General features: G+C 47.7%; 20 protein-coding genes. 8 read left to right on the top strand and 12 right to left on the bottom strand.

All coding sequences use genetic code 11. The annotated features are described in order from the left end of the window. The first annotated feature begins 67 nt into the window (after window positions 1-67). Together ABIE50_RS07635 and ABIE50_RS07640 are read left to right on the top strand one after the other, a co-directional pair. The gene (locus ABIE50_RS07635; RefSeq protein ID WP_354027915.1) at window positions 68-2317 is read left to right on the top strand and encodes a TonB-dependent receptor domain-containing protein; all 2250 of its coding nucleotides are present in this window, start codon (window positions 68-70) and stop codon (window positions 2315-2317) included. Window positions 2318-2321: 4 nt separating this feature from the next. Continuing rightward, the gene (locus tag ABIE50_RS07640; RefSeq protein WP_209866921.1) at window positions 2322-3539 is read left to right on the top strand and encodes a sialidase family protein; all 1218 of its coding nucleotides are present in this window, start codon (window positions 2322-2324) and stop codon (window positions 3537-3539) included. Window positions 3540-3613: 74 nt separating this feature from the next. Here the strand turns inward: ABIE50_RS07640 and ABIE50_RS07645 are convergent, their stop codons facing one another. The 8 genes from ABIE50_RS07645 to dprA all read right to left on the bottom strand — a co-directional run bounded on the left by ABIE50_RS07645 (window position 3614) and on the right by dprA (window position 14527). After that, window positions 3614-3778 carry a hypothetical protein gene (locus tag ABIE50_RS07645; protein ID WP_185937097.1) on the bottom strand — a complete coding sequence of 55 codons (165 nt, stop codon included), beginning with the start codon at window positions 3776-3778 and terminating at the stop codon, window positions 3614-3616. A gap of 123 nt (window positions 3779-3901) precedes the next feature. Further along, complete coding sequence (locus ABIE50_RS07650; protein ID WP_209866923.1) at window positions 3902-4657, bottom strand: SDR family NAD(P)-dependent oxidoreductase; 756 nt, start codon at window positions 4655-4657, stop codon at window positions 3902-3904. A gap of 32 nt (window positions 4658-4689) precedes the next feature. Then, window positions 4690-6516 (bottom strand): T9SS type B sorting domain-containing protein, encoded by a 1827-nt coding sequence (locus tag ABIE50_RS07655; RefSeq protein ID WP_209866924.1) that lies wholly within the window; start codon window positions 6514-6516, stop codon window positions 4690-4692. Between the two features lie 166 nt (window positions 6517-6682). Then, entirely contained in the window at window positions 6683-9301 is a 2619-nt protein-coding gene (locus tag ABIE50_RS07660) for a PKD domain-containing protein (protein ID WP_209866926.1), read from the bottom strand. A gap of 18 nt (window positions 9302-9319) precedes the next feature. Next, entirely contained in the window at window positions 9320-10111 is a 792-nt protein-coding gene (locus ABIE50_RS07665; RefSeq protein WP_209866928.1) for an alpha/beta fold hydrolase, read from the bottom strand. Beyond that, complete coding sequence (lnt, locus tag ABIE50_RS07670) at window positions 10092-11705, bottom strand: apolipoprotein N-acyltransferase (RefSeq protein WP_209866930.1); 1614 nt, start codon at window positions 11703-11705, stop codon at window positions 10092-10094. The genes ABIE50_RS07665 and lnt overlap by 20 nt, the downstream gene beginning before the upstream one ends. 109 nt (window positions 11706-11814) lie before the next feature. Next, window positions 11815-13287 carry an IMP dehydrogenase gene (guaB, locus tag ABIE50_RS07675; protein WP_209866932.1) on the bottom strand — a complete coding sequence of 491 codons (1473 nt, stop codon included), beginning with the start codon at window positions 13285-13287 and terminating at the stop codon, window positions 11815-11817. Window positions 13288-13396: 109 nt separating this feature from the next. After that, the gene (dprA, locus tag ABIE50_RS07680; RefSeq protein WP_354027916.1) at window positions 13397-14527 is read right to left on the bottom strand and encodes a DNA-processing protein DprA; all 1131 of its coding nucleotides are present in this window, start codon (window positions 14525-14527) and stop codon (window positions 13397-13399) included. A gap of 78 nt (window positions 14528-14605) precedes the next feature. On the opposite strand from dprA, the gene ABIE50_RS07685 reads away from it, so the two are divergent. Continuing rightward, complete coding sequence (locus ABIE50_RS07685; protein ID WP_354027917.1) at window positions 14606-15406, top strand: 5'-nucleotidase, lipoprotein e(P4) family; 801 nt, start codon at window positions 14606-14608, stop codon at window positions 15404-15406. A gap of 222 nt (window positions 15407-15628) precedes the next feature. Here ABIE50_RS07685 and ABIE50_RS07690 read toward each other — a convergent pair whose 3' ends face one another. The 4 genes from ABIE50_RS07690 to pckA form a co-directional block, all read right to left on the bottom strand. Next, complete coding sequence (locus ABIE50_RS07690) at window positions 15629-17521, bottom strand: OmpA family protein (protein WP_209866935.1); 1893 nt, start codon at window positions 17519-17521, stop codon at window positions 15629-15631. A gap of 66 nt (window positions 17522-17587) precedes the next feature. Beyond that, window positions 17588-18214, bottom strand: coding sequence for a 7-carboxy-7-deazaguanine synthase QueE (locus tag ABIE50_RS07695; protein WP_354027918.1), 627 nt, complete (start codon window positions 18212-18214; stop codon window positions 17588-17590). Window positions 18215-18289: 75 nt separating this feature from the next. Further along, a complete protein-coding gene (gene folD, locus ABIE50_RS07700; protein ID WP_142683706.1) occupies window positions 18290-19177 on the bottom strand; it encodes a bifunctional methylenetetrahydrofolate dehydrogenase/methenyltetrahydrofolate cyclohydrolase FolD in 888 nt (295 codons plus the stop codon). Window positions 19178-19434: 257 nt separating this feature from the next. Then, a complete protein-coding gene (gene pckA, locus ABIE50_RS07705) occupies window positions 19435-21036 on the bottom strand; it encodes a phosphoenolpyruvate carboxykinase (ATP) (protein WP_209866937.1) in 1602 nt (533 codons plus the stop codon). Window positions 21037-21360: 324 nt separating this feature from the next. On the opposite strand from pckA, the gene ABIE50_RS07710 reads away from it, so the two are divergent. The 5 genes from ABIE50_RS07710 (at window position 21361) to ABIE50_RS07730 (ending at window position 25733) form a co-directional block, all read left to right on the top strand. After that, window positions 21361-22653, top strand: a complete 1293-nt coding sequence (locus tag ABIE50_RS07710) for an aminopeptidase P N-terminal domain-containing protein (RefSeq protein WP_209866939.1) — start codon at window positions 21361-21363, stop codon at window positions 22651-22653. 99 nt (window positions 22654-22752) lie between these two features. Continuing rightward, complete coding sequence (locus ABIE50_RS07715) at window positions 22753-23520, top strand: CDP-alcohol phosphatidyltransferase family protein (protein ID WP_209866940.1); 768 nt, start codon at window positions 22753-22755, stop codon at window positions 23518-23520. Window positions 23521-23566: 46 nt separating this feature from the next. After that, window positions 23567-23812 (top strand): phosphoribosylformylglycinamidine synthase subunit PurS, encoded by a 246-nt coding sequence (purS, locus tag ABIE50_RS07720; RefSeq protein ID WP_142683702.1) that lies wholly within the window; start codon window positions 23567-23569, stop codon window positions 23810-23812. Window positions 23813-23914: 102 nt separating this feature from the next. Then, a complete protein-coding gene (gene rsmI, locus ABIE50_RS07725; protein ID WP_209866942.1) occupies window positions 23915-24583 on the top strand; it encodes a 16S rRNA (cytidine(1402)-2'-O)-methyltransferase in 669 nt (222 codons plus the stop codon). Between the two features lie 79 nt (window positions 24584-24662). Continuing rightward, window positions 24663-25733, top strand: coding sequence for a winged helix DNA-binding domain-containing protein (locus ABIE50_RS07730; protein WP_209866944.1), 1071 nt, complete (start codon window positions 24663-24665; stop codon window positions 25731-25733).

Here is a 25733-nt window from a genome sequence, read left to right on the forward strand (position 1 = left end):
TTGCTATCAGCGAACAGTATAACGACGTACATACATGAAACAATGTTGTTTACTCCTCATTGCTTGCATGGCTGTGGCAAACAGTTATGCACAGCAGATACATGGGCGCGTGGCAGATGCTCAAACCAAAGAAGCCCTGCCAGGTGTAAATGTAAGGCTGTTACATGCCGCTACCGGGTGTAATACCAATACACAGGGGAAATATGAATTAACTGCTGCTGAAGCAGATTCCATAGAAATATCATATGTAGGATATGTTCCTATACAGCTGCCCGTTGATGCAGCGGCAAAAACGCCGGTGATTTACCTGCGGCAGAGCACTACCAGCCTGAATGAGATCATCGTTTCTTCTTCGCGCGACAGACAGCAGCGCTCGGAAGCGCCAATAGCCATCAGCACCATTTCCGCCCAAACACTGAGCGAAACCAAAGCCACTACGCTGGATAGGGTACTGAATAAAGTGAGCGGCGTATACATGGTAGACCTGGGCAACGAACAGCATACCATGGCCATCCGCCAGCCTATTGGTTATAAAAGCCTTTTTCTTTACCTGGAAGATGGTATTCCTGTCAGAACTATCGGCGACTTTAATCACAATGCACTGATCGAAATCAATATGGCTGCATTGAAATCCGTGGAGGTGATCCGCGGGCCTGCCTCCTCTTTATATGGCAGTGAAGCGGTAGGCGGCGCCGTTAACTTTATTACAGCCTCTCCCACATTGGTGCCTACGGCCAAAATTCAACTGGAAGGTAGCAACTGGGGATACAAAAGAACAGACTTCAGCGTATCCAATACAGTAAAGAAGACAGGCTTCGTACTGAGTGGTTACTATGCCAATCAGGCCAATGGCTATATGGACCACAGCGATTTTCATAAACTGGCGCTCACCGCAAAAGTGGAATACCAGGTGAATGAAAAGAATAAATGGACCAACGCCGCCACACTGATCAATTATAAAACAGACCAGACCGGTGGGCTGGACAGCACTCATTTCTTTGCAAAAGATTACCGCAACTTTCAAACATTTACCTATCGTGAAGTAAAGGCATTGCGGTTGCGCAGCACGCTGGATCATGAATGGGATGCGGGTAACCATACTACTTTTACTGCCTTCTTCCGTAATAATACTATCGGGCAAAACCCTTTCTATGCTATCAAAGACATAAGAGGTACTCTGAAAGCAAACGGGCAAATCAACAGTGATGGCTTCAACAGCTATGGCATTATTGCGCAGCACAAAAAACAATTCAGCTGGAAACAGGCCGCGCTCATTGCCGGTATAAGCGCGGATTATAGTCCTGCTACCTATATCGCTAACTATATAGATATTACGAAAGATGCTGCCGGTTATTATACCAGTTATCGTAACACTGATTCCCTGCTCACCGATTACCGCGTTGGACTATTGAACAGTGCCGTATACACACAGTTTGAATTTTCCCCGTTGCCGGAAATGAGGGTAGTAGCAGCTTTACGTTATGATCGGATGGATTATAATTTTGAAAACCATCTCACGCCTTCTGCGTATACCGGCGCACCCAGCGAACGGAATAACTTTAACGCCCTGACACCTAAGCTGGGGCTTACTTATAACCTCGGTAAAGATTGTGGGTTGTATGCAAATTATAGTGTTGGGTTTGCACCGCCTAATATTTCAGAATTGTATACGGGGGTAAAAGTGCCGGTGCTGAAATCTGCAACTTACCGGAACTATGAAGCCGGTGGCTGGTTTGCATTTGCAAAGGAGAAAGGATATGCAGACCTGAGTATTTACCGCATGAACGGCAGTAACGAAATTATCAGTGTAAGAAATGCCGATGGCGTGTATGAAAACCGGAATACCGGCGCTACCACCCACAACGGCGTTGAGTGGAATATTAAATATACGCCGCTTCGAAGTGTATTTGTACGCACCAGCGGCACTTATGCAGCGCATCTTTTTAAAGCCTATTCAGATGGAAGCAAAGTATATAACAACAACCAGATGAGCGGCGCGCCTAAATGGATCACTAATACCGAGATCACCTGGAAACCTGTATTCCTGGATGGTTTCAGGATAGGCGCCGAATGGCAGCATATTAGCAGATACTATATGGATCCTGCCAACACTTCCATATACAATGGATATGATTTGTTTAACGCCAGGGCAGGTTACAGCTATAGGGGATTTGAATGCTGGCTCAACTGCATGAATGTGGGCGATCAGCTGTATGCCACTACTGCAGAAAAATCTGCCTATGGCAAAACGTACAGGGTTGGCCCGCGTCAGACTTTTAACCTGGGCGTGGCCTATACATTTACCGGAAAAAAATAAGCAAATGAAGCAGGCAGCAGTATGGATAGTAACGATGATAATATTTGCCGCATGCCAGCCGCACAGGTTGCAGCCAGGCAAAGCACTGGTGGTGTCGCATGAGGGAAAGGATGCTTCCTGCCCTTATCTTACAAAAGATACGGAAGGCCGGCCGGTATTGAGTTGGGTGGAAACAATCAAGGGCGCCGATACAGGTTTGATGTATTATTCGGTATCTAACGATAACGGGTATACGTTTTCTGAACCGGTGGCGATCCCTGCTTCCTCTGGTGTATACCCGCATGATGAAAATTTACCTAAGCTGCTGTTTAAGCCCGGCGGTACCGTAATAGCCCTTTTTGGAATAGAAGCCAATGACCCGAGGAATAAGTATGCAGGTAAAGTGATGTATACCCAGTCGTTTGATAACGGGAAAACATGGCAGGCCGCCATACCTATGGTAACTGATACAGCAGGGTACGACCAGCGGTATTTCGATATGGCGCTGCTGCCGGGAGGAGAAGCAGCTGCTATCTGGCTGGATAACCGCAAGGATACCAGCGCGGAAGGTTCCACACTTTACTTTGCCACCACCCGTGGCCGCAGCGGGTTTCAAAACGCAGTTCCTGTGGCCACCACTATCTGCCAATGCTGCCGTACCAAAATGTATGTAGCAGAGAATGGGGATATTCATTTGGCGTACCGGGATATTATCAACGATTCTATCCGTGATATGGTGCACCAATTGTCTGCTGATGGGGGCCGTACATTTTCGGCGCCGGTGCGCATCAGCGCAGATAACTGGGTGGTGAACGGCTGCCCGCATACAGGGCCAACACTCACCGCCAACAGTAAAGGGCTGCACTTTGCATGGTTTACAATGGGTGGGGGACAAGGCGCTTTTTACTGCCGATCGGCAGATAACGGAAACACCTATACGCAAAAGGAATCACTGAGCAGATCGCCTATGGCAAAGCATCCGCAAATGGCTACCATAGCAGACCAGGTCCTGGTGGTATGGGATGAACCGGTAAAGTGGAAAAACGATTTTAACAGCCGTATCGGTTTCCAGTATAAAGCAGCGGATGGAAAAACAAAAGAGGCAGGAGTCCTTACGGCCGATAGTGCCTATGCCAATTTCCCGGTGATCAGCGCAGTGAGCGCCGGTAAAGCATTGGTGGCCTATAAGAAAAGAGTGGGAGATAAGAGCGAGGTAGTGGTAAACCTGTTAAGTATGCCGTAACACAATTTTGGGATTTAGTCATTTGCCTGTTAAAAGGAATCAAATAACTAAATCCCAAAAATCAAAAACTTGTTTCAGCTGTAACCCAATGAAAAGCCTTTTTGTCCGGCCCAGTCTTTACGTGATGATGCCCAACGGCCATAATTGCCTTTCCGGGAATTACCGAAATAAAAGCGCCATCCTTCTTTCCACCGGGGATAGTACAGACGCAGCAAATACATAGTCATAAATGTAAGCATAGGGATAGGTTTTCATGATCAGGATAGTTAGCATAAATTTTCTGCAATAAAAAATCCACAGAAAATATATAAATGTTTCCAAATATAAAAACTATCCTCAAGCCACGAAATCACACCTATGTGTTATTTTTTATCTATGTAATAAGCGTTGGCCTGTTGTAAAGGCGTAAGTACCAGGTCGTTGATACAAACGTGCGGCGGCAGCGATGTACAATAGTATACTACGTCTGCTACATCCTGGGCGCTAAGGGGAATAAATCCTTTATATACATCTTTCGCTTTATCTTCATCTCCCTTAAATCTCACCAGCGAAAATTCAGTTTCAGCGGCGCCGGGATGAATAGCCGTTACTTTTATCCGGTATGGCAGCAGATCAATGCGCATACCCTGGGAAATAGCATCTACCGCTGCTTTGGTGGCACAGTATACATTGCCCCTGGCATATACCAGTTTGGCGGCAGTAGAGCCGATATTGATAATATGCCCGGTGGTCCGGGAGCGCATCCATGGAATCACCGTGCGCGACACATACAGCAATCCTTTTACGTTGGTATCTATCATGGCATCCCAATCATCTGTACTGCCTTCATCAATGGTGTTTAAACCGGCAGCAAGACCTGCATTGTTCACAAGGATGTCAATTTTGCGCCAATCTTCCGGAATGTTGCCTAAAACAGCTTTTACTTCCTCTTCTTTTCTTACATCAAAATTCAATGCCAGCACATTGATACCAAATTCCTGCGTTAGCTGGGTTTGCAATGCTTCGAGCCTTTCTTTCCGGCGCCCGGTGATAATCACATCATAACCTTTACCGGCATAAGTAGTAGCGCAAGCCTGACCAAAACCGGCAGTGGCGCCGGTGATAAGAACAATTCCCATGAGCGGTTATTTTTCCTGCAATTTACTAAGGTTCAGCGGACCAACGTAACAGTTCCTTTTTTCATGATCTCTTTCCCGTTGAAATCAGTACCCTGCAATATCCATATGTAGGTGTCTACCGGAGCAGGCGCTCCTTTGAAAGTACCGTCCCATCCGGTGCGGAAATCAGTAGAAGAATAAATTTCCGTTCCCCACCGGTTGAAGATCCGGAAAAATTTGTAGGTGGCAATACCCACCGGGATAAACCGGAAGCGATCGTTCAGCCCATCCCCATTGGGAGAAAACGCATTGGGGATATACATATCGGGGCCGGTATAATATTTTACATGCACGGAGTCGAACCCGAAACAACCCTGCTGATTGGATACACGCAGTGAAAAAGATATATCCCTGTTATAGTTAAGCACCGGCTGCGCAATGTTGGGGTTGCTAAGCCCGTCGGCGGGCGACCAGGAATAAAGATCGCCTCCGCTGCCCTGCATCACCATTTGCTGCCCTTTGGCCAGAATGGTGTCGTTACCGGCATAAGGATTCACTTCATAGATCCGTATATTTTTGCTGACGGTTTTTACACATTGTTTATCTGTTAACAGGGTCAGCGAAATCGTATATACGTCGCCTTTAGTAAACACGTATCTCATGGCACGCTCTGCGCCCGGTGTTATTACACTGTCGAGCATACCAAGATCCCAGATATGACTGGTAATATTTCCATACACATAGGAGGAGGTATCATTGAACTGTATGGGATCACCCCTGCAAACGCCGGTGCTGGTAAAGCCCGCTGTTAATCCGGGGTAATTGAATACTTTGCCTTCGGAGCTGTCGGTGCAGGCCAGCCCGGGATTCACTACCATTTTTACTTTATAAACACCGGTGTCGGGATATTGGTGATAGAACATTGTTCTGGTGTCTGTGAGGGTATCTGTGCCATCACCAAAGGTCCAGTAATAGGTAGATGTATAACCGGCTACGCTGGAATTGGTAATAGGAACATTTAAAGAAGGGTCTTCTGTACAGTTATTCAGCACAGACGGAAAGATGGCAGTGATCTTTGTCTGACAGTTGAATACGGTCAGCAATATATCCTTACTGTGGGTGCCCAGGAATTGTTTGGTAACAGGATCATATTCATTTACACATACGGTTACCACATATTTTCCCGGTCGGTCTGGTGTACAGGTGATCAGTCCTTTGGAGGAAATGGAAATACCAGGGCTTCCGCCCATGGGGTTGCTGCCCGAGTAAGGAGATATATAACTCACTGTGGAATTATAAGGAGGTGGGGTAGTGGAATTGCTTTCATTGGCGTTGGAGCCATCTGTTAATGCGCTGCAGAGATTATAGGTCAGGCTATCGCCATCTTCATCATAAGCAGCATAATCCAGTTGAAACGGCATGGCATTACAGATCACAATGGCAGTATCCCGGTCGAAGTACGCGCTGTTATTATTGGGTCTCGATTCTATACCCGGAATTACGGTGTAGTATGTGGAGCCTTCATGTTCGGAATCATAAATGTTACCCAGCTTTTCGCCCCGGCAGCACCGCTGTGAGGAAACATAATAGCCGCCGGCAATTGGCGGCAGCTCAATAGTGGCGGTATAAAAAGCTACTTCAAGGTGTTGGGCCTGCGGGGCAAGACAAGGATTTTTCAGCGTATCTATCAGCGGGCGGGTAAAAGAAATATAGAGGTAAACAGATGATAAAATTTTGGAGCCGTTGGAACTAAACACGTTGGCGGTAACAGGGTTCTCAAATCTGTCAATACAACCCTGGCGTTCGCCACAGGTAAAATCTGCGTCGCGGTATAATTTGAGAGTGATGAGATAACGGTAGCGGGAGTTATCTTCAGTCATTCCTAATGTCTTATAAAAAATTTCGCCACCAATGATATGATATCCAGCCGCAAAAACAGGGAACAAACAGCAGCTCAATATCATTAAAACTGCGCTCTTCATGATGGGGGATACTACTCTCTGAATTTAACAAAAAAAGAGCATATCCGGTTCAATCACGCCAACTTTATCTTACAAGTGTGACGGTCCCCTTACGTTGAACGGTATTATTGTTAATATCTTTTCCCTGAACTACCCAAACATAGGTACCCACTGCAGCAATACTGCCGTTAACGGTGCCATCCCATCCCTTCAGATAAGCGGTGCTTGAGAATATCAGCTTACCCCAGCGGTCAAACACACGGAAGAATTCCATCTGCACAATACCTACCGGCAACGGGCGGAATATATCATTTAAGCCATCTCCATTAGGAGAGAAAGCGTTAGGGATATATATATCAGGTCCTTTTATAAAGCGTACAAAAATGTTATCTGTTCCGGAACAGCCTTCCTGCGTATAGGCGGTAACGGTATATGTAATATCGCGGTTATACGTAGTTACCGGATTATAAATGTTGCGGCTGTTTAACCCATCCGGAGGGCTCCAGGTATACCGCACACCGCCGGTAGCGTTCAGCTGGAACGGCGTGTTCAGCATGATAATGGTGTCGTTGCCGGCAAACGCATTTACCTTGGGCACTACTTTTACCAGTGCAGTGGCAGTAACCGGTTTGGGGCATCCCAGTGTATCCGTTACAGTTACTGTGAATAAAGTGGTATCAGGCGGATGTGCCAGCGTAACAGCCGATGAGGCTTTATCTACATAAAAGGCAGGCGTCCATTTGTAGTAGGCGCCACCGGTAGCGCGCAGCGTAAGCGGAACGCCAAAACAAACGGTGGTATCCGGAGCGGCAGTGGCCCTGGGAGGGTCCACTACTTTAAGTGTAACGGTATCGGCTGAACGGCATTTTCCCAATGCTACCTGTATCTCATAACTTTGTTTGGGCGGCACAGGTGTTACATACGCATCCGCCAGCGTAGACACTACCTGGTTGCGGTCAAGGTCCGTCCACCGGTAGGTATAAGCTCCATCGGTAACAGCCGGTAAATGTACTTCGTCATTGGTACACACGGTGCTGTCGGAAATGGTTTTCACACGAATGGTATCTCTTACATCTACCTTTATATCCTTGAAATTGGTACAACCCTGTGCATCGGTAAACGTTACTTTGTATTCCGACGATTTTGGAGGGAATACAATGGCATTGGGCGTAGCGGGATTCAGGATAAAATAATTATCGGGCGTCCATGCGTAAGTGCCGGGAAGTGTGCTGATAGCCCACATCTGCAGGCTGTCTTTTGCACAAAGCAATGTATCGTTGGTAGCGGTAAAAGGAGGCTTATCGTATATTACCAGTGGCTTTGTAATGGTTTGCTCGCATCCTTTTATATTCCTTGCCAGCAGCTTTACATTATAGGTGCCCGGTGTTTTGTAGGTATAAAGGGGATTGGCCAGGTTAGACGTATCGCCGTTACCGAAATCCCATTTGTAGTACTCGATGGCGCCGGCATCAGATTGGGTAGGTGCGGAGTTAAACCTGGTTTCTTTATTTACACAGGCGCCGGCAGTACTGAATGCAGGCTTGAATACCGGGTACGCATATACGGTGGCAATGGCGCTGTCGCCGCAATTACTGGCTTTATCCACATACAGCTTTACCGTATACGTGCCTTGTCTGGCATAAGTATGCTGAATAGGATCCGCACTGTTGGTATCGAGAAAGGTGCCGTCCCCAAAGTCCCAGTGGTAGGGCTTTCCCAGTGTACTGTTGTTGGTGAAGGTGATGGTTAAACTGCTGCAGTCTGCATATTTTTCCGGCATGGAAGCAGTGGCCAGCTTCACACAGGAAGTGATGTTGATGTGAAAATCTTTCCGTAATGTACCGATCTTCTGCCCTCTGCGGAATTCATTTACACATACAGTTACCACGTACTTTCCGGCTGCCGGGGCAATGCCGGAAATAATACCGGTTTTAGGATCTATAGTAACGGTAGAACCCAGCGGGCTGCTGCCGCTGAAGGGCGACACATAGCTGGCGAAGTTGTAAGGTGGCGCTACTGCTGCCGGGGGAATATCTCCTTCACTGGTTTGCCCGCCCTTATACGCATCGCAGAACTCGTAGCTGAGGGAATCTGCATCGGGGTCTGTAGCAGAAAAATCATACGTAAATTTCTTATCGGCGCAAACAAGCGTTGCTTCTTCTTTATTAAAGACCGGGCTTGAATTATTGGTAGCGCCGGAGTTGCTGCCGGGTATATCTGCATAATAGGTGGCGCCGGTGCCAAGGTCGCCGGGACGGCCGCCGGGAATAGGCTCTGCTACTATATTCTCCATATAAGGGTCGCGGCAGCAGCTCTGGAAAGCAATGGTATAGCCGGAGCTGTTCACCGGGAGGGAAATAGTAGTGGTGTAAGTGCCTATCTGGTAACAGATCACCGGTGGATTAACAATACACGGATCAATTTTGGCAAGGGTTTTTACTTCAAAATTGGTACGGGTAATCTGGTAACGTCCTATGGTGCGGTAATCGCTTCTGTCGAAAGATGACAATACAACAGCGCTGGGCATTTTGGCAATACGTTCCCCATCGCCGCAAATGCGGTATAATTTCAGCGTAATGGAATATTGAAGCATATTCCCGCTCTGCCCGAGATACTTATAGTAAACCTGTCCGCCTATGATATGGCTGGCCTGCGCCACCAGGGCGCACACCATGCATAGCAGGATGACAAGTAGTTTTTTCACAACAGGTATTTTTTTGATTTATAGTTGACAAAACGCTATAAACTGTTCCAATATCACATTGCTTTCTTCGGCTATTTCCCACATTCCCATGTGGCCTACATTTTCAAAAATATGTATACTGCCTGTTGCCGGTAAAGTTATCTGCGGCAGTATGTTATCCAGTGGTACGGCATTATCATCTTTTCCGATCATAAATAATACCGGCACCCGGAGGGTTTTCAACACTTCTGTTCTGTCCGGTCTTTTTGCCATTGCTTCATAGTACGCCACCAGGGCGGAAAGCTGGCATTCCATGCCCATTTTCACATAGGCGTCTACCAGGTCGTTGTGTTTACTTTTGGTAGCAGGGCTGAACATATTTGGCAATGTTTGCTTTAAAAATGTTTCGGCCCCGTACTGCTCCATTATACGAATGGATTTGCGCCTTCCTTCCTTTTTCTCTTCGCTGTCTGCCCTGGCAGTAGAATGAAAGAGGCCCAGTCCTTTCAGCAGTGCGGGGTATTTTTCCGCCAGTGCCAGCGCAATATAGCCGCCCATAGAGTGACCGATAATAACTGCTTCACTGATATTTTCTGCTAACAGGATGGCATATACGTACTCCGCCATGGATTCAATGGTAAGCGGAGTAGTAAGGGGCGATAACGCGGTGCCGGGTAAATCAGGGATAATAATCCGGTAATGCTCTTTTAGCCGCATTGTTTGGTTGCTCCAAAGCGTTGCATTTTCTGAAAAACCGTGTATAAGCACTATCGTTGCACCCTTGCCTTCGTCGAGCCAGGTGATGTTTCCGTTATTGATTGATTTCCGCATGTCTTAAGCCGGGAATAAATCGTGAAATAAAAGCATGTACCACTAACAAGATACAAAATATTAGTGCTGCTTTCGAAACCAGATCACCATTTTTTACATAGAACGTAATACCTGCCTCCGGTGTTACAGTTGCTTTAAAAACAGCTTCTTTCCAATAGGGTTGTGGCTGATGCACGTTCCCTGCAGGGTCAATGACAGCGGAAATGCCGGTATTCGCGCACCTGGCTATCCATCGCCGGGTTTCAATGGCCCGTATGCGTGCATATTGTAAATGCTGCCGGTGCCCTTCTGTGTTTCCCCACCATCCGTCGTTGGTGATAATGACCAATAAGTTAGCGCCCGGTTTAATATGGGTAGCCATGTAGTTACTGAACACAGATTCGTAGCAGATAACAGGGAACACGTTGATACTATCCTGCGGATTGGTAAACATTTCTACCCCTGGCATTCTGCCGTAGCTGCCGGTAATGCCGCCAAAATCCAGCGCCACGCTTTGCATAAACGATAAATAGCCTACGTAAGGGACTAATTCGGCCCCGGGTACCAGCTCATACTTATGATATACCTGGATGTTCCGGGAAGTATCCACCTGGATCGCGCTATTATAGGCATCCCAGCGGGTGCCGTCGTTCATGGTCCTGGCGGTAGCCGGTATTTCATCGGTAGCGTTGTACCGTTTCGTGGTAGCAGCGCCGCTGATAAGTTTTGCCTTCGGGTAGTGCTGAAGCATCTCGCGGATGGCAATGATCTCCGGTTGATAATTCAGCTCATGTTCCCAGGCGCCCGTTGGAAATAAAGCAGTTTCCGGCCATATAATATAACGGGTATTGCTGTCTGCTTTTTCTTTTGTGAGATGTAAAAGTTTTCCAAGCTGCTCCATCGCCGATCCTGCGCTGAACTTTTCATCATAGGGATCTATGTTCGGCTGCACAATTACCACTTCGGTCTTCCGCGCAGCGTTATCTGCCGGAGCGGATATAAAAGCTGATATGAGCAATGGTAAACCTATTGCCAGCAGAGGTTTCCAGCCTTCGCCCAGCAGGATCTGCTTCCAGCTGAAATCGTATAGGCGCGCCCGTTTCCATACATTGTAGATCACAATATTTACCAGTAGTACCCAAAAGGTGCCTCCGCTGGTACCGGTATACTCATACCACTGGATCCATCCCGGCCTCAATGCAAAAGCATGGCCCAATACCAGCCATGGCCAGCTGAATTCCCAGGTTTGATGAATGTATTCAAATGTTAACCAATATACGATCAGTGCAAAGTAAGCCACCGCTTCCGGCAGTTTCCGCTTCGTGTTTTTGTATCCCAGCCAGGGAATGCTCATCAGCAATGCGTTGAAGCAATTGGCAAACACACCGCTCAGCGGAAGCGTGGTATTGCCTACCCACCAGGTAGACGCCACATTCCAAACAAGAAAAGCCAGGAAAAGAAGACCAAAATATTTCCAGCGGTGCTGTACTTTATCACTGATATACAACAGGGGCGTAAAAGCAACGAAAATGAGCGGCGTAAGCGGCATGGTGGGCCAGGCAAGCCAGCAGATCAAACCACTCAGTATACTCAACAACAGGTAAGGCTTCTTCATGTAGGAATTGCGGATTATGAATGACGAATTATGACGAAGATAAGCGCGGAATCACTGAAAACAAAAACGCCCGGTACTTGGTACCAGGCGTTTATATCTGACATGTTGCTTATCTGCTGTAGTTAGGTGCTTCCTTGGTGATCACCACATCATGCGGGTGGTTTTCCTTCACGGTAGCTGCGGTAATTTTTACAAACTGCGCACCTTGTAAGGCTTTGATATCTTTGGAACCGGTAAGGCCCATACCAGCCCGTAAACCGCCTACAAACTGCTGCACTATTTCAGACAGCATGCCTTTGTAAGGAACACGGCCTACAATGCCTTCAGGTACCAGTTTCTTGATATCATCCTCATCCTGGAAGTAACGGTCTTTACTGCCTTCCTGCATGGCTTCAATAGAGCCCATACCACGGTAGGATTTGAATTTACGTCCTTCGTAAATGATGGTTTCCCCGGGGCTTTCTTCCACACCTGCAAAAATGGATCCTGCCATGATGGTAGATGCGCCTGCTGCAAGGGCTTTCACCATATCGCCGGTATAACGGATACCGCCATCTGCAATAACCGGGATACCCAGTTTCTTCAATGCATCAGCAGCTTCCATAACGGCGGAAAGTTGAGGGAACCCTGCACCTGTAACGATACGGGTAGTACAGATAGAACCCGGGCCTACACCTACTTTTACAGCGTCGGCTCCTGCTTGTGCCAGTGCCAGCGCACCTTCCGCAGTGGCTACGTTACCGGCAATCACCTGCAGTTTCGGGAATGTTTTCTTTAATTTCTTCAGGTTGTTCAGTACAGCAATGGAATGACCATGGGAACTATCCAGGCAAACCACATCTACGCCTACATTGATCAGGGCCTGTGCACGGTCCAGCAGATCGGCGGTGATACCTAATGCGGCACCTACCAGTAAACGGCCAAATTCGTCCTTTACTGCGTTAGGATAGCTGGTCAGCTGCAGGATATCACGGTAAGTGATCAGCCCTGCCAGTTTGCCCTGCTTGTTAACAACCGGTAATTTTTCAATCTTATATTGCTGGAGGATTTTTTCTGCCTTTTTCAGGTCGGTGCCTTCGGGAGCAGTGATCAGGTTTTCGCTGGTCATCACTTCTTTTACAAGGCGTTTTTTGTTCTTCTCAAAACGTAAGTCCCTGTTGGTCAGGATCCCCACCAGTTTGCTGTTGTCGTCAACAATGGGAATACCGCCGATACCGTTTTCTTTCATCAGTCGCAGCGCTTCTCCGATGGTGGCATCCGCTTTCAGTGTAACGGGATCTATGATCATACCGCTTTCACTGCGTTTTACACGCCTTACCATTTCGGCCTGCCGTTCTATGCTCATGTTTTTGTGGAGAATACCTATTCCGCCTTCCCTTGCCAGCGCAATGGCCAGCGTCGCTTCTGTAACAGTATCCATCGCTGCAGATACCATTGGTATATTCAGGCGTATGTTTTTTGTTAATTGCGTAGAGAGATTTACTTCTTTAGGCAGAACTTCAGAGTAGGCCGGTACCAGGAGCACATCATCAAATGTCAGTCCGTCAGCTACAAATTTGGGTTTAGATTTTCCCGCAGGCATGATGCAACTATTAATCAGTTAAAAAATAATTGCACGCAAATGTACACCTAATTACCCAATAAATAAAATAATCACTCCCCACCCGGCCTGGCAGGTTGTTAATTAATCATTAACAAACCAGTTCATAAAGTTGTCCCGGTAAGCTTCTGAGCACACTTTGCATCTCCAGGTTAAAAACAGCGGTAGCTACCTGGCTGCCGGATAACCGGGTTTGCAGGTACAATTCCTCCAGGTGCCGCTGTGATTTTTCCCGGAAAAGCGACATGATCAGCTGTTCTTCTTCGCTCAGTTCGGGGAATAACCGGGTTTGTGACACGGGTACGGAGCCGGCTCCCGTCTTTTCCTGCCAGCCCATAAATGCCAGTACATCCGCTGCACCGGTGAGCAGCGCTGCTTTATTTTGCCCGATCAGGTAATTACAACCTGCCGATTGCGGATCATGCAGCCTTCCGGGGATACAGAACACATCGCGGTGATAGCTGTTGGCCAGGTCGGCGGTGATCAGTGATCCTCCACGCATCCCGCTTTCTATTACAATAGTGGCATCGCAGATCCCGGCTACAATCCGGTTCCGCTTGGGAAAGTTCTGCCGGTCGGGCGCCGTTTGACTTGGATAATCAGTAAGCAGCCCGCCCTGCTCCAGCATCTGCACAGCCACCTGCTTATGCGCCGGCGGATAGATCCGGTCCAGCCCATGTGCCAGTACCCCAATGGTGGGAATCCCGGATGTAAGGGCGGTTTTATGGGCAATAATATCAATACCATAGGCCAAACCGCTAACAATGGTAACACCGGCCTCCGAAAGGCCCGCAACCAGCGCCTCACAAACGCTCCTGCCATAGGCAGAAGGGTGCCGGGTGCCCACAATATTGATCATCCGCGCGGCATTCAGCGATGCATTGCCCCTGTAATACAGCATGGCAGGGTTATCATAGCAATGCAGCAACCGTTGGGGATATGCCGGATCTGTACAGAATAACGGCTGTATCCTGTGCTTCTCCATAAACGCTATTTCCTTTTCTATCTCCGTAAAATCACGGAAACTACGGATAGCGCCCGCTCTTATGGCGCCTACGGTTTCAATCCTTTCCAGCTCCTGCCTGCGGGCATTGAAAATGTTGCCGGCGCTGCCGAAATGTTCCAGCAGTTTCTTTATAGTTATATCGCCGATCAGGGGAATACGGGTTAACGCCAGTTGATACATGAGTTCCTGGGGCATAACAAACAATAATTTCCGCATAATTTACAATTTTCCTCCGGCACTTTTTCTCCCTGGCATGAATTATTTTTGCAGCTACCAACGGATATTTTTATGAAGATGAAATGGATACTGACAGGCATAATGGCAGCAGGATTACTGGCCTGTAAAACTACCCGGCCGGTAGCAGAAAAAAATGCGGGATCGCAACTGCTTCCCGGAGGCCCCGCATGGGCTGCACTATGGCAGCAGCAATCCGGCGAATACAAAGCACTGTGCCTCCAGGCATACCAGCTGGCAGCCCTTCGCCTCGATCAGTACATCGCGGCCAAAGGCAGCAAACCACTGGCGGTAGTTACTGATATAGATGAAACCGTACTCGATAACAGCCCTTACTCGGTACACCAGGCACTGGCCGGCAAAACATACGATGATAAAAGCTGGATGGAATGGACGGCCAAAGCCGTGGCAGACACAGTTCCCGGCGCTCCCTCTTTTTTTAAATACGCTGCTTCCAAAGGCGTGAAAGTATTTTATATCACCAACAGGCTGGAAGCCGAAAGGGCGGTAACCCTGCAAAACCTTCAGCATTACCAGTTCCCGGATGCAGACAATGAGCACCTGTTTCTGAAAACCACTACTTCAGGTAAAGAGCCGCGCCGGCAACAGGTATTACAGCAGTATGAAATTGTAATGCTGTTCGGAGATAACCTTGGCGACTTCTCCTCCACCTTCGATAAAAAACCTTTTGAAGAAAGAAATACCGCCACATTACAGGCAGCGCCGGATTTCGGCAGCCGGTATATCGTTCTCCCCAATCCTATGTATGGCGACTGGGAAGGAGCGCTCTACAATTTCCAGTATAAGCTAACTACCCAGCAGAAAGACTCCATACTGCAAAGCAGGTTGCGGAATTACTAGTGCGGCGTTCCCCTGCGCTGCGGATTTCGTACCCGGAAGAATTATAAAAAATACCCGGCAACCAGCTCAGCTTTACGACAATGTAAACCGATTTCTTCCCATTCATGCCTTAACCTGACAATACTGATGATATAAGCGTCCGCTTACATCTCCCTTAATTATTACAAAATCCCAAAAGTATAATCAGCGAAATCATCATAATCCTGGAAAAGACAAAATCCGCTACAGGCTGATAATCCGGAACACCGTACGCCTGTTGGCAGCTCTTCCTTCTTCGGTGTCGTTGGTAGCAACGGGGTTGCTTTCACCGTAACCCTTTGCAGTAAGCCGGTCTGGCGTAATGCCTTTCTCAGACAGGTAGCTCACAACTGCTTTTGCACGGTTCTGGGAAAGCAATTGATTGTCTTTGTCCGATCCTACATTGTCGGTATATCCTGAAATTTCAATTTTTACAGCCGGGTTATCTTTCAACAGGTTTACCAGTTTGTTGAGCTCTGTTACAGACTCAGGTTTCAGGTTATATTGTTTGCTGTCAAAGAAAATATTATTTAACACGATGCTCGCATTGGCTGCCAGTGGTTGTAATGGAATATTTTTTTCGTAAGGTATACCCGGGTTATGTTCTTTCAGTGAAAAATTATCGGAGTAAAAAAGATATCCTTTCCTGTTCACATGCATGGCATAATCCTTTCCTACCGGTAACGGTGCCAGGTAGTCGCCGTTTTCATTGGTGGTAACGGTAGCAATATTGTAGCCACCCTGCAGATCGGTGATATCGATATTGGCGGTGAGGCGTTTATGCGTGAGCGTGTCGTACACATAACCTTTAACATACAGTGTTTGCAGGGGGCGTGCTTCGGGATAAAGTTCAAAGCTGTAAATATCCAGTGCGCCGCGGGTATCGGAGCGATCAGAGGCCAGGTAGGCGGTTTTCCCGTTTGCTTCCACTACCAGCGATGCGTCTTCGTCAATGGTATTGATAGGATAACCAAGGTTGGTGGCGGGCCCCCAGCTGCCATCCGGTTGGCGCCGCGAATAAAAGATATCCAGTCCGCCATACCCGGGATGCCCGTCGGAAGCGAAGTACAACGTTTGCCCGTCAGCGTGGATGAAAGGAGTTGTTTCCCTGCCGTTGGTATTGATATTGGGGCCCATCCTTTCCGGAACGCTCCACTGCCCGTTGGGTTGCCGCCTGGTTACAAATATATCTGCACCATGATCTGGTGTTTCACGTGCAAAATAAAGTGTTTGTTTATCGGCGCTGAGGCAGGGTTGTGATTCCCAGTCGCGTGTATTAATGGGCGATCCCATATTTTTTGGTGTGGTCCAGCCTGAAGCCGTTTTTTCTGAGTAGTAGAGATCGCAGCTGCCTTTGCCTTCCGGAAATTCGCAGCCTGTGAATACCAGCATGGTACCATCTTGTGAAATGTTTTGTGCGCCTTCATTGAAAGAGGAGTTTACAGGTTCACCCATGTTTTGTGCAGCAGACCAGTGATCGTTATCCCGGTTTGTAATATAGAAATCTTCGTTGCGGCCATTTACACGCCTGGTGAAGATCAATGTTTTACTGTCAATGGTTAATGAGGGGAAGTATTCCGGGTCTTTACTGTTTACCGGGTCTCCAAGGTTTTCGGGGTGGAATGGTACTGCCTGCCTGCCATTGTTTACGGCGAATTCATAATTCACTTTCAGTTTTTCCGCATTGGCACTTTTCGACTTTACAGTTGCAATGTATTGATTGATTAACTGTAACGCACCTACGAAATTACCTGTTCCTGCCATGGCCTTTGAATAGGGTACCATTACCGGACGCAACCCGCTGCTGTCCAGCTGTTTTAATTTTTCAAAAGCAGCTGTGGCAGCAGCATAGTCTTTCAGTTCCACATAGCATAAACCCATTTGCCCGTAGGCATCCGTGAAATTGGGTGCTGCTTTAATAGCTTCCTGCAGCAGCCCGATAGCGGCTTTGGTCTGGTAAGTTCTTACGGCATCAATAGCGCGGTCAAAACTGGCTTTGGCCTTTTTAGGAGCGTTCTCATAGGTAACGGTCTGGGCTTGCAACAGCAGCCCGAAGCCCAGCAGGCAACTTAGTATTAACAGGGAGGTTTTCTTCATAGTATGTATTCGCAATGTAATTAACGAAATTACTATGAAAATAGTGTGAGTGATCGCCGAAGGCGATTAAGGAACGTTAATATACTTATGGATCTGCAACGACATGGTCCACTCGGGATGATCCTTGATATACTCCGTGATCAGCGGCGTCATTTCTGCGCTGCGTTCCCATTCCGGCTGCAGGTACAACTTACAGTGTTTGCCCGCTAAGGCGGCATATTTTTCAGCCCAGGCGAAATCTGTTTTATTAAAGATCACCACTTTCAGCTCATGTGCTGCCTTGCAGATCTCCGGCAATGGCGCCTTGAATTTTTTGGGCGATAAAGTAATCCAGTCCCACTTACCACTGAGCGGGGAAGATCCGGATGTTTCAATATGCGTATGAAATCCATGTTTATGCAGGGAACGGGTAAGTGCATCGAGGTTATGAAGCAGCGGTTCTCCGCCGGTGATCACTGCAATGCGGCCCGGGTAAGCAGCTGCTTCCGTTACAATTTCAGAAACGGCTATCTGCGGATGTTTGTCTGCATCCCAGCTGTCTTTTACATCGCACCACACACAACCCACGTCACAGCCACCCAGCCTGACAAAATAGGCTGCCCTTCCCTGGTGGTAGCCTTCTCCCTGGATGGTGTAAAAGCGCTCCATCACAGGGAGAGTATCGGTATTAATATTTATTGTTGTTACAGACATGTCTTACTTCACAAAGGTCCGGTTTTTTTAGCGTCCGGCTGCATTTAATGCTAAATCAGTTTTCCGGTCTGCCGGTTAGTTCATACTTCCTCTCAAACCAATAGCGGAATGATAGGTATTTTTAAGTAATGCAGCGATGGTCATAGGACCTACACCTCCCGGTACCGGGCTGATATAGCTGCATTTGGGCGCTACTTCATCAAACTTCACATCACCCTTCAGGCGGAAGCCGCTTTTCTTACTGGCATCTTCCACACGGTTAATACCTACATCCACAATTACAGCACCTTCTTTCACCATATCCGCAGTTACAAAATCCGGCCGGCCTATAGCAGCAATGATAATATCTGCCTGACGGCAAATTTCAGCCAGGTTATGTGTCTGGGAATGCGTAAGGGTAACAGTGCAGTTACCAGGATTGGTATTGCGGCTCAGCAAAATGCTCATAGGCGTACCTACAATATGGCTGCGGCCTATTACCACGGCATGCTTTCCTTTGGTGGGAATATTGTAATGCTCCAGCATCAGCATAATACCGTATGGAGTAGCCGGAATAAATGCAGGTAATCCGCTTACCATTTTACCTACGTTCATGGGATGAAAACCATCCACATCCTTGCTTGGATCAATGGTATTGATCACCAGCTCTTCGTTGATATGCTTGGGTAATGGCAATTGTACAAGGATACCATCTACATCCGGGTTCTCATTCAGCAGAATGATCTGGTCCAGCAGATGCTTTTCAGAGATCTGTGCATCAAAACGCAGAAGGGTGGAATTGTAACCGCATTCTGCACATGATTTTACTTTGGATGCCACGTAGGTTTCACTTGCCGGATTATTACCTACCAATATGGCAGCCAGGTGAGGGACCTTTTTCCCAGCGGCCTTCAATTCGGCCACCTGGGCGGCTAATTGGGCTTTTATAGCCTCAGAAACGAGTTTACCGTCTAAAATTTGCATGTGCAAAGGTAAGAAAAAGCTGTATGTAATCAGCTATGAAATCCGCTTTTTGGGAAGCGCCTGCTGCGGTAAGCGGGTAAGGGGAAGAAAATATTTCCTAAGATCCGGCAAAACAAGCCCCTGTAAAGGAACTTGTTTTGCCCGGGCATTGCGCCCGTCAGGAACTTACGATTGGTTCAGTGGAAATTATAAGGCAAAACTTGAATATAATTCTTCCTGCTGATATATGCAACGGAAGAGCCAGATCACAGGGGTTATTAAATTTTTGGCGCCGCATCCAGGATCTCCGGTGCAGATGCGTCTGCATATTTTTCAAAATTACGGATGAACTGACCGGCCAGATCCTTTACCTGCCTGTCGTATGCAGCCTTGTCTTCCCATGTATTGCGCGGGTCCAGTATATCGGATGGAACACCGTCGCAGTGATCCGGGATGGCGAAGCCAAATACAGGATGAGGATGGAAGGTTGCCTTATCAAGACTACCGTTCAGCGCAGCAGTGATCATGGCACGGGTATACGACAACTTCATCCGGCTGCCGGTACCATAGGCCCCACCGGTCCAGCCAGTGTTGATCAGCCACACATTAACATCGTATTTGCGCATTCTTTCACCCAGCATCTGCGCATACTGTGCAGGATGCAAAGGCATGAATGGCGCACCGAAACAGGCGCTGAAAGTGGATTTTGGCTCGGTGATACCAGCTTCGGTACCGGCTACTTTCGCAGTATAACCGGAAATGAACTGGTACATAGCCTGCCCGGGCGACAGCCTGGATACCGGTGGCAATACGCCATAGGCATCGCAGGTAAGGAAGAATATGTTTTTTGGAATGCCGCCTATGGCAGGTTCCATCGCATTTTCAATATAAGGCAACGGGTAAGATACACGTGTGTTTTCCGTGATGGAACAATCCGTATAATTCACCGTATGGGTACCCGGAAAAAATTTGATGTTCTCCAGTAACGCACCTTCACGTACGGCATGAAATATCTGCGGCTCTTTTTCTTCGGAAAGATCAATACATTTTGCATAACACCCTCCTTCAAAATTGAATACGCCGGTAGCGGTCCATCCGTGTTCGTCGTCGCCTATCAGCTTACGTGCAGGATCTGCGCTCAGCGTGGTTTTTCCGGTGCCGCTCAGACCAAAGAAAATAGCGGTATCACCGTTTTCGCCCATGTTGGCGGAGCAATGCATGCTCAGCACATTTTTGTTGTGAGGCAGTTCATAATTCAGGATGGTGAAAATACCTTTCTTGATTTCCCCGGTATAGGCGCTGCCGCCTATAAGAATGATCTTCCTGGTAAAGTTCACTACGGAGAAATTCTGTTGGCGGGTGCCGTCGGTAGCAGGATCTGCCAGGCAGCCGGGGGCCTGGATCACGGTCCAGTCGGTGTGCATTTCATCCAGCTCATCTTCCGAAGGGCGTAAAAACATGTTGTAGGCAAACAGGCTTGACCACGGCAATTCTGTGATCACTTTGATGTTGACCCGGTAATCCTGGTCGGCGCATGCATAGCAATCACGCACCCATACATCTTTGCCGCTGAAATAACGGGTGATCCTGCTGTATAAACGATCAAAATTTTCTTCAGAGATAGGCAGGTTAAAATCGTTCCAGTTAACAGTGTCCGTTGTGATGTTGTCTTTTACAATGAATTTGTCTTTGGGTGAGCGGCCGGTATACGCCCCGGTGTTTACGGCCAATGCGCCTGTATCGGCATATACTCCTTGTTTACGGGCCACCGTTTGCTCTGCGAGTTGTTCGGGTGAAAGTTGGTAATAGACGTTCGCTACGTTCTCTATGCCAAGTCCCCGTAAGTCAGCAACAGGATTCCTTACGCTACTTATTTGCATAAAAGCAAGATTGTTTTGGTGTATAAGCAAAACTAGCGATTTTTTGATATTGTCAAATTCTATAGGTGTTATACCATTGAAATTTAGAAATTAATTACCGCTTTATGGGTGATCGTTGCAATATCTTCAAAATGTGTGTGGTTCATTGCTAGATTGTCTAACCAAAAAAGAGAGAATATACTATTAATTAGTTGTAAGGAAATATTAGTACGATTTTGTCATTTAATGTTGCAGATATTGACCGATTTGCTAATTCAAGCCCTTTTCACATTTCTACCTCCCGAATTTTACATAGGTTTGAGCCCTCATTTGAAATTAAGCGACATGAAGAATCTGCCTTTGGATCCGCAGCTGTTTGTAAAGAACCGCCAGCGCTTTGTGGCTAAAATGCAGCCGCAGTCTATAGCTATTATCAACTCCAACGACGAACTGCCCACCAATGGCGACGCCTTGTATAAGTTCAAACAGAACTCTGATCTGTATTGGCTTACAGGTATTGACCAGGAAGATACCATGGTGGTATTGTTTCCCGATAACCCGGATCCTAAGTACCGAGAAGTACTGGTATTGGTACGCCCGAACGAATTAAAGGAAAAGTGGGACGGGCACCGGTTACGCAAAGACGAAGCCTACGCCGTATCCGGTATGTCTACCGTAATATGGCTCGATAGCCTGGATGCGCTTTTACAACAGTGGATCAACGATGCGGCCAACATCTACCTGAATTCCAATGAAAATAACCGCAAGGCCAACCTGGTACCGGTAAGGGATTACCGCTATGCACAGGAAATGAAAGAACGCTACCCGCTGCATAATTACCTGCGCGCAGCCGTTATCTTCAAAGAACTGCGTGCGGTAAAAACACCGGAAGAAATTAAAGTGATGCAGGAAGCAATGGATATCACGGAAAAAACTTTCCGCCGCCTGCTGAAATTTATCAAACCAGGTGTATGGGAACATGAGATCCACGCGGAAATTTTGCACGAGTTCCTGCGCAACCGCTCCGGCGGCGAGGCTTATGGCTCTATCATCGCTTCCGGCGACCGTGCGCGCACCCTCCACTACGTTTCCAATAACCAGGAGTGTAAAGACGGGGAAGTGGTCCTGATGGATTTTGGTGCGGAGTACGGCGGATATAATGCTGATCTTACCCGCTCAGTACCGGTAAACGGAAAATTTTCACCACGCCAGCGCCAGGTATATGATGCCTGCCTGCACCTGCATAACTACGCGAAATCCATTCTCCGCCCGGGTATTACCATCGCTAAATACCATGAAATGGTAGGAGAGGAAGCCACCAAACAATTTATAAAGATCGGGCTGCTTACAGAAGAACAGGTAAAAAACCAGGACCCGGAAACACCGGCCTACCGTAAATACCTGTACCATGGCATTTCCCATCATCTCGGCGTGGATGTGCACGACCTCGGTCCTTCTTTCCATCAACCTATCCCGGTAGGTGCTGTAATGACCATCGAACCAGGGATTTATATTGAAGAAGAACAACTGGGTATCCGCATCGAAAACAATATCTGGCTCACGGCCGAAGGTAATGTGGACCTGATGAAGAATATTCCCATCACCGCCGATGAAATTGAAGCGCTGATGGCAAAATAACGATGGTGATTTTTATGATTATCCTGGTAAGCAAAGATTAAAAGACAATATTCTATCTTCGCTCACCAGGATAATCACAAATCATCATAATCATAGTTAATGAAACAATTACCGAATATTCTTACCCTATGTAACCTCTTTTGCGGTGCGCTGGCTATTATCTGTATATTGCACGCTCCTGAATACCGCGCAGAGATTAACGGTGCCGACTATACGATTATCAGCCCTGAACCGGTATACTGGGCTTCCGCCCTGGTAGTAATTGCAGGGATCTTTGATTTTTTTGATGGCATGATAGCCCGTCTTCTCAAAGTATCGGGCCCTATGGGAAAAGAACTGGATTCACTGGCGGACGTAGTTACGTTTGGCGTGGTACCCGGTATGATACTGTACCGCCTCCTGCGCAGCGCTTATTTCCAGCAACCGGATGTTTTTGATGTGTCTGTCATCAACCTGGCGCCGGCCTTACTGGTGCCCTGCTTCGCCGCCTATCGCCTGGCTAAGTTCAATATTGATACCCGTCAGTCGGAAAATTTCATCGGGGTGCCAACTCCCGCAGTAGCCCTGCTGGTGGCCTCTTTCCCTTTGATCGTTTTATTTAACCCGTTCAACCTGGCCCACTGGTTCCAGAATATATGGGTGCTCTATATCATCATTGCCCTGCTATGTTACCTGATGGTGGCCGAAATCCCCATGATCAGCCTGAAATTTAAAAGTAAGAGCCTGACGGCCAACTGGCCCCGTTTCCTGCTGATCCTTCTTACCATTATAAGCATACCGCTCCTGCAATTCGCTGCCGTTCCCTTTATATTTATTTGTTACGTAATATTATCGGTAGCAGTACCGCCGAAAATAGAAGCGGTTTAACATTCTGGATTTTTTGATGTAGGTTTGCGGCAAAATTTCTAGCACAATGACTTTTACTGCACATATCAATGTGATGCCACTGAAAGAATTATTAGATCCGCAGGGAAAAGCGGTAATGAGTGGTCTCAAGAACCTCGGCCTGGGCCAGGTACAAGATGTACGTATTGGTAAACACATTACTCTGCAAATTGAAGCCGCCAGCCAGGAAGAAGCAAGGCAGATCGCTGAAAATGCCTGCCAGAAGCTGCTGGCAAACCAGGTAATGGAATCTTTTGAAGTACAAATACAATAATTAATTGCGGATTACGGATAACGGAGCTGTGGGGAGATAACTGGAATTGTCTCCGGGCTGCATCTCCCCACACATTCGTAATTCGTAATTCGTAATTAAATTATGAAATTATATCTAGTTCCATCTCCCATCGGTAACCTCGCCGATATTACCTACCGGGCCGTAAAAGTGCTGGAAGAAGCAGACCTGATCCTCGCGGAAGATACCCGCACGTCCGGCGTACTGCTGCGGCATTACCAGATCAATAAACCCGTTACACCCTACCATCAGCATAATGAGCATAAAATAGTACAGCATCTCCTGCAACAGCTGCAGGATGGTAAAACAATGGCTATGCTCACAGACGCCGGTACACCGGGCGTATCTGATCCCGGCTTCCTGCTGGTAAGGGAATGTACCCGTGCAGGCGTACCCGTGGAATGCCTCCCCGGCGCCACCGCCTTTGTGCCCGCCCTGGTGAACAGCGGCATCCCCATGACCCGATTTGCCTTTGAAGGCTTCTTCCCCCTTAAAAAAGGCCGCCATACCCTCTTTACAAAACTCGCCACGGAAGAACGCACCATCGTTTTCTACGAGTCGCCCATGAGATTGCTCAGAACCCTGGCCGACCTGATCCAGTACTTCGGACCAGACCGTCAATGCTGCGTTTGCCGTGAGCTCACCAAAATGTTCGAGGAAAATAAACGGGGTACACTACAGGAAGTACACGATTATTTCAGCGAGAAAGGGGTAAAAGGAGAAATTGTGGTGGTAGTGCAGGGCGTTGAATAATTATTTTTAACTTCCCGTTGATTGCCGGCATACCCTTGCCGTACCCGTGCTGTTGTTTTGTATAACAAATCATTTAGCCATGCCCGTTACTGATATTGCCGCATTACGACTGCAACACCAGCAGTTGATCAAAACTGCGTTTAAAAAACCACAGGACCTTGTTGCCTACTTCGGCGCCATGCAGGCCCAGGAGCATGCCAACAGCAAATGGGGCGTTGGCGTCAGGCTTCCCGGCAGCACCGATGCAGACATAGAAAAAGCCCTTCTCAACAAAACCATTATCCGCACCACCGTATTCCGCGGCACCCTGCACCTGGTAGCCGCCGCCGATGTGCGCTGGATGTTGCAGCTCATCGCTCCTTCTATAAAAACCCGCATGGGCAGCATGATGCGTAAACTGGAAATGGATGAAACCCTCCTGAAGAAAACCGGCCAGCACATCGCTAGGGCATTACAGGGAGGGAATCACCTTACCCGCAAAGAACTGGTTACCCTGCTGCAGGAAAAAGGTATCAATACAGACGATCATCGCATGAACCATATCATTTACCACGCCGCTATAAACGGTATCATCTGTAACGGCCCCCTGAATGGTAAACAATTCACCTATACATTGCTCGATGAATGGCTTCCCGGTACCACCGCATACAATAAACAGGAATCGCTGGCAGCGCTGGCAAAGCGCTACTTTACCAGCCATGGCCCTGCTACTGTAGCCGATTTCTCCCAGTGGGCAGGCCTGCCCGTTACAGACGCCAAAGCCGGACTGGAAAATGCACAATCCGCCTTAAAATCACTGGAAGTGAATGACACCACTTACTGGATGGCCCCGGGAAAGAAACAAACACCACAGGATACCGCATTGCTGCTGCCGGCCTTCGATGAATATTTCATTGGCTATAAAGACCGCAGTACGCTGATAGACATGCAGTTTGCCAAAAAAGTAATGACCATCAACGGTATTTTTAATCCTGTTATGGTGAGCAATGGCCAGGTCACCGGCACCTGGAAACGCACGTTTAAAAAAGACAGTGTAGCCATTGTTACCGACCCGTTTAAACCACTCAAAAAGGCTGCCCTTAAAGCATTTGAGCCTGCTGCACAACAGTATGCGGATTTTCTGGGGCTTACTCTCAGCAGTTTCTCCTGA

This window comes from Chitinophaga sp. OAE865 (assembly GCF_040546735.1).
GTDB lineage: Bacteria > Bacteroidota > Bacteroidia > Chitinophagales > Chitinophagaceae > Chitinophaga > Chitinophaga polysaccharea_A.

What these genes read in the sequence shown, in the direction of transcription:
- ABIE50_RS07635 (WP_354027915.1), top strand. Translation starts at nt 68, where the DNA reads ATGGCTGTGGCAAACAGTTATGCACAGCAGATACATGGGCGCGTGGCA.
- ABIE50_RS07640 (WP_209866921.1), top strand. Translation starts at nt 2,322, where the DNA reads ATGAAGCAGGCAGCAGTATGGATAGTAACGATGATAATATTTGCCGCA.
- ABIE50_RS07645 (WP_185937097.1), bottom strand. Translation starts at nt 3,778, where the DNA reads ATGCTTACATTTATGACTATGTATTTGCTGCGTCTGTACTATCCCCGG.
- ABIE50_RS07650 (WP_209866923.1), bottom strand. Translation starts at nt 4,657, where the DNA reads ATGGGAATTGTTCTTATCACCGGCGCCACTGCCGGTTTTGGTCAGGCT.
- ABIE50_RS07655 (WP_209866924.1), bottom strand. Translation starts at nt 6,516, where the DNA reads ATGACTGAAGATAACTCCCGCTACCGTTATCTCATCACTCTCAAATTA.
- ABIE50_RS07665 (WP_209866928.1), bottom strand. Translation starts at nt 10,111, where the DNA reads ATGCGGAAATCAATCAATAACGGAAACATCACCTGGCTCGACGAAGGC.
- lnt (WP_209866930.1), bottom strand. Translation starts at nt 11,705, where the DNA reads ATGAAGAAGCCTTACCTGTTGTTGAGTATACTGAGTGGTTTGATCTGC.
- guaB (WP_209866932.1), bottom strand. Translation starts at nt 13,287, where the DNA reads ATGCCTGCGGGAAAATCTAAACCCAAATTTGTAGCTGACGGACTGACA.
- dprA (WP_354027916.1), bottom strand. Translation starts at nt 14,527, where the DNA reads ATGCGGAAATTATTGTTTGTTATGCCCCAGGAACTCATGTATCAACTG.
- ABIE50_RS07685 (WP_354027917.1), top strand. Translation starts at nt 14,606, where the DNA reads ATGAAATGGATACTGACAGGCATAATGGCAGCAGGATTACTGGCCTGT.
- ABIE50_RS07690 (WP_209866935.1), bottom strand. Translation starts at nt 17,521, where the DNA reads ATGAAGAAAACCTCCCTGTTAATACTAAGTTGCCTGCTGGGCTTCGGG.
- ABIE50_RS07695 (WP_354027918.1), bottom strand. Translation starts at nt 18,214, where the DNA reads ATGTCTGTAACAACAATAAATATTAATACCGATACTCTCCCTGTGATG.
- folD (WP_142683706.1), bottom strand. Translation starts at nt 19,177, where the DNA reads ATGCAAATTTTAGACGGTAAACTCGTTTCTGAGGCTATAAAAGCCCAA.
- pckA (WP_209866937.1), bottom strand. Translation starts at nt 21,036, where the DNA reads ATGCAAATAAGTAGCGTAAGGAATCCTGTTGCTGACTTACGGGGACTT.
- ABIE50_RS07710 (WP_209866939.1), top strand. Translation starts at nt 21,361, where the DNA reads ATGAAGAATCTGCCTTTGGATCCGCAGCTGTTTGTAAAGAACCGCCAG.
- ABIE50_RS07715 (WP_209866940.1), top strand. Translation starts at nt 22,753, where the DNA reads ATGAAACAATTACCGAATATTCTTACCCTATGTAACCTCTTTTGCGGT.
- purS (WP_142683702.1), top strand. Translation starts at nt 23,567, where the DNA reads ATGACTTTTACTGCACATATCAATGTGATGCCACTGAAAGAATTATTA.
- rsmI (WP_209866942.1), top strand. Translation starts at nt 23,915, where the DNA reads ATGAAATTATATCTAGTTCCATCTCCCATCGGTAACCTCGCCGATATT.
- ABIE50_RS07730 (WP_209866944.1), top strand. Translation starts at nt 24,663, where the DNA reads ATGCCCGTTACTGATATTGCCGCATTACGACTGCAACACCAGCAGTTG.